Consider the following 3,644-nt stretch of genomic DNA (forward strand, 5'->3'; position numbering starts at 1 on the left):
GTCAGATGCCTGAGCGACGCGATGAGCAATTTCCGCCTCCAGGGCAGCACGAAGGTATTCTAGACGTTCATCCAGGGACTCAAAGTTCTTCTGCTCTGCATCGACATTGCCCCTGTACGCCTCCAGCACAGTGTCAATTGCAGGGAGGGTTTCTTCCAGCTCCTGGGACAGTGTCCTGAAGATGCGGATGGTCAGTTGGTCTTTGGGGTCGTTACTGGCCATTCGGTGCATAGGCCTCAGAACTTCGCGCCGGACCTGCTCCACCTCCGTGCGGATACGTTCCCGGCGACGCTCCTGGCGGTCCAGTCGCTGCTGCGCCTGTTGCCAAGTTGCCCGATATTCCGCCAGCAACTCCTGTGCGGTGGTGCTTGTGGCAGTGGGGGGCAGCGCGTCGAGTTCCTTCAAGGCCTGCCAGGCTTCCGTTTTAGCTTGAGGTACCTGATCCTCCGGACCACCTTCGGCCTGCTGCAGATCTTGCATGGGTGCCTGCAGTACCTGAACAGCGTCGTCCAGTTCCACACGTTGCCGATCAGTCAACGCATGCACCGAACCGCTTTCGCCAGTAATGTGGACCATTTCGACAAACTCCAACTGACACTCGGTACAAGAAGGATCGGTGGTACTGGCGTTACTCGCCGATTTGGGTGGAGGCAGGTTGTCGTCATCGGCCAACTCCGAATCGTTGGCGGGGATATCCAGTTTCCAGCCGATCTGGATCCTATCCGGGTCCTGGATAATCGGATTAAGGGCCTGAATCTCGGAGACAGAGGTCTGATAACGTTGGGCAATGTGCGACAGGGTGTCTCCGGCCTGCACTTCATACTGTTGGGGCATCGTCGTTCTTCCTTAAACTTTCCAATGCGGTGAGCCGCTCGCTTGCGGACCTTTGTGTCTGATCCAGAATTCCCCGGAATCGATCGGCAACAGGAAAAGCGTCGCCGTGACGGAGGACCAACCGGAGCCAGCGCTCCTGATCTGACACCTGAGTGATTCCGGCTTGCTGGGCATCGAGCAATCTGGCCATTACCCAGGTGGCAGGGTCTCCATACTCTGCCAGCCGTTCACGGTAGTGATCCGCAAGGTTTCTTGATTCTGCGGCCATTCGGTAAGGGGTAATCTTGCGAAGCTGATCATCACTGACGGTTACCCGGGCCTCGCCGGCATCCATGGCAGCGTCTGGTGTGGGAGCCACAGAACGCCAATGAGCGCCATCGTGCCAGGACCATTGTTCGTTGGGCGGCACTAACTGTTGCCGCTGACCATCACCCAGCACACACAGAAGTGGTCCCAACATTCTGGGCTCGTAAAATCTGAGTAGCCGTTTCCCGGAGGCATCCGAACCCAGCAACCAGTGCTGGCAACGCTCACGAAGGTCGGTCGCGCTGGCGGAGCTCTCGATCAGCACTCCAAGTGACTGCCCCTCCATCTCGGAGGCCAGCTGTTCGATAAAGGCGGTGCTGTTACTCAGCTCAACCAGAATGGGGCCATTGGTCCAGCTCCCCTGCCATTCAGAGCCTTCGAACAGGCTCCACCATTCAATGGGCCCAGGGTTCATAGCTTCATACAGACGCTGTAGGAAGTCGTGCCCGACCGCAAGATCGACAATGGCGTAGGCGGCAGTCTCCGGCTTGTTACTGACTGGGACGGTTTGCTCAAGTGTGGTTATGTAGTGTGCAGCGTCCATGCTCATCAAACTCACAAGCGGTTACTGTCAACGCCCCTTCCCGGGCGGCCTGTTTCAATAGTGGGGCATGATTTGCCTGGGCGGACACCATGGCCTGGGCCGGGTTGCCGGAGGCGTTCTGCCGCTGGGCGGCTTCCGCCAACTGCGCCGACGCATTGTCCGGCTGCTCCTGGTCGGCCAGCACGCCCGGCTGGTTGGGCGCCTGCGCCGAGGCACCAGTGCCACTCCCCGGCGAGCCGCCGGAATTCATTTTCACCATTGGGCCCGACACGGTGACGCCGCTGGGGTCGACTTTGACGAAGCTGCCGCCCGCTTTCAGAGTGACCTCGGCACCGGCTTCGATGACGATTTTCATGCCCGCCCTATGGTGAATTTCGTTGCCAGCCTCGACGAGCTGGGACTGACCCTGCTGGCTGTGGTGACTGCCGTTGACGGTGAGGCTGTAGTCGCCGCCCACCTTGGTGCGCTGTTCGCCATCCACGGTGAGGTGGTCGTTGGCCTGGATGTGGCCGATGCGGTCGTTCTCCACCGTCAGGTGGCTGTCGTGCTTGATGACCTCGGTGCGGTCGTTCTCGGTGAGCAGGTCCAGGTCTTGCTGGGCGTGGACGTAGATCTGCTCTTGACCAGCTTCGTCCTCGAAGCGCAGTTCGTTGCTGCCCTCGCCCTTGTGGGTCTGGGTTTTCAGCACCGTTCTTGTCTTGTGCTCCGGCAGCGCATAGGGCGGCGTGTTGGTGGCGTGGTAGGTACGGCCGGTGATTATGGGCTGGTCCGGGTCGCCGTCGAGGAAACTGACGATCACCTCGTGGCCAATGCGTGGCAGCGCCAGGAAGCCGTACTGGCCTCCGGCCCAGCCCTGGCTGACCCGGAGCCAGGCGCTACTGTGTTCGTCGTTATCCGAGTAGCGATCCCAGGGGAAACGGACCTTGACCCGGCCGTGTTCGTCGCAGTGGATCTCCTCCCCTGCCGGGCCGGTGACGATGGCCATCTGCGGGCCGTCCATCAGCGGCCGATGGGTGACCTGGGGCCGCCAGGTGCGGTCGGCGGGAATGGCGGTGAAGGTGTTGCTGTAACTGGTGGGCTCCGAGCCGCCCTCCTCTTCCAGGGCCTGGGGCTGCTTGCCGGTGTGGACGATGCCGGTCAGCAGCCAATCGCGGTTGAGCGCATCTTGCTGGTGACCGGTCAGGGGCAGCTTGGCGCCGGCGGCGAGGTCCGGTCGGTTGCTCTTGCCCGGGGCCTCGCTGGCGTCGTTGCGCCGGGCGTCCAGTCTGGCCTGGGTAATGGCGGTGCCGCTGGAATCGGCCTTGAAGCGGCCGGGGTAGTCATAATATTGATAATCGTCGAGCTGGTGGTCGATGCCGGAGGCGGCCTGCTCGTGCATCAGGGCGTAGGCGGGGTTCTTGAAGGTGTAGTCCTTCATCGCCACCGAGGCGGCGCGGACCCGCTCCCGATAGCTGAACGCCAGCACCGCTGGCTGCCGGCTGCTGCCGCCGGCGCTGGCGTTGTAGGTGGCCTCCGGCAGGATGGGGGCGTCGCCGTGGTGATCCGACAGCACCAGCGGCTGGTTATCGGAATCGATGTCGAAGCGCCCATCGATTTCAAAACGAAAGTGCCAGCCCTCTTCGGCGGCGAGGCGCTGGAGGAAAGCCAGGTCGCTTTCCCGGTGCTGGACGCAGTACTCCCGCTCCTGGGGTGTGCGCTTGAGGTCGAACACGGTGTCGGCGATGCCCCGCTCGTCCAGCAGGGTCTTGAGAATGGCATCCGGGGTCTGGGTCTGGAAGATGCGGCTGTTGTGCATCAGCCCCAGCCGCCACAGCGCCGGTTCCACCACCAGCTCGTAGCGGGTGCGGCGGTGGCCGGTGTCGCCGCGGGCGAACTCGGAGACCACGCCGGTGAAGCGGCGCAGCAGCTGGCCGTCCTGCCAGATGGCCAGTTCCACCGGCTGTTCGAGGACTTCACCGAC

The 3,644-nt window shown here is 62.3% G+C and carries 3 protein-coding genes; all 3 read right to left on the reverse strand.

Annotated elements, in window-relative coordinates; translation table 11 throughout:
* A partial coding sequence (locus tag R3280_RS16275; protein ID WP_318999658.1) for a LysM domain-containing protein occupies positions 1-834 on the reverse strand: 834 nt, incomplete at its 3' end.
* The gene (locus tag R3280_RS16280) at positions 818-1,684 is read right to left on the reverse strand and encodes a DUF4123 domain-containing protein (RefSeq protein ID WP_318999659.1); all 867 of its coding nucleotides are present in this window, start codon (positions 1,682-1,684) and stop codon (positions 818-820) included. The genes R3280_RS16275 and R3280_RS16280, both read right to left, overlap by 17 nt.
* On the reverse strand, positions 1,653-3,644 hold a 1,992-nt coding region (locus R3280_RS16285), incomplete at its 5' end, for a type VI secretion system Vgr family protein (RefSeq protein ID WP_318999660.1). The genes R3280_RS16280 and R3280_RS16285, both read right to left, overlap by 32 nt.

The organism is Marinobacter sp., from assembly GCF_033722195.1.
Lineage (GTDB): Bacteria > Pseudomonadota > Gammaproteobacteria > Pseudomonadales > Oleiphilaceae > Marinobacter.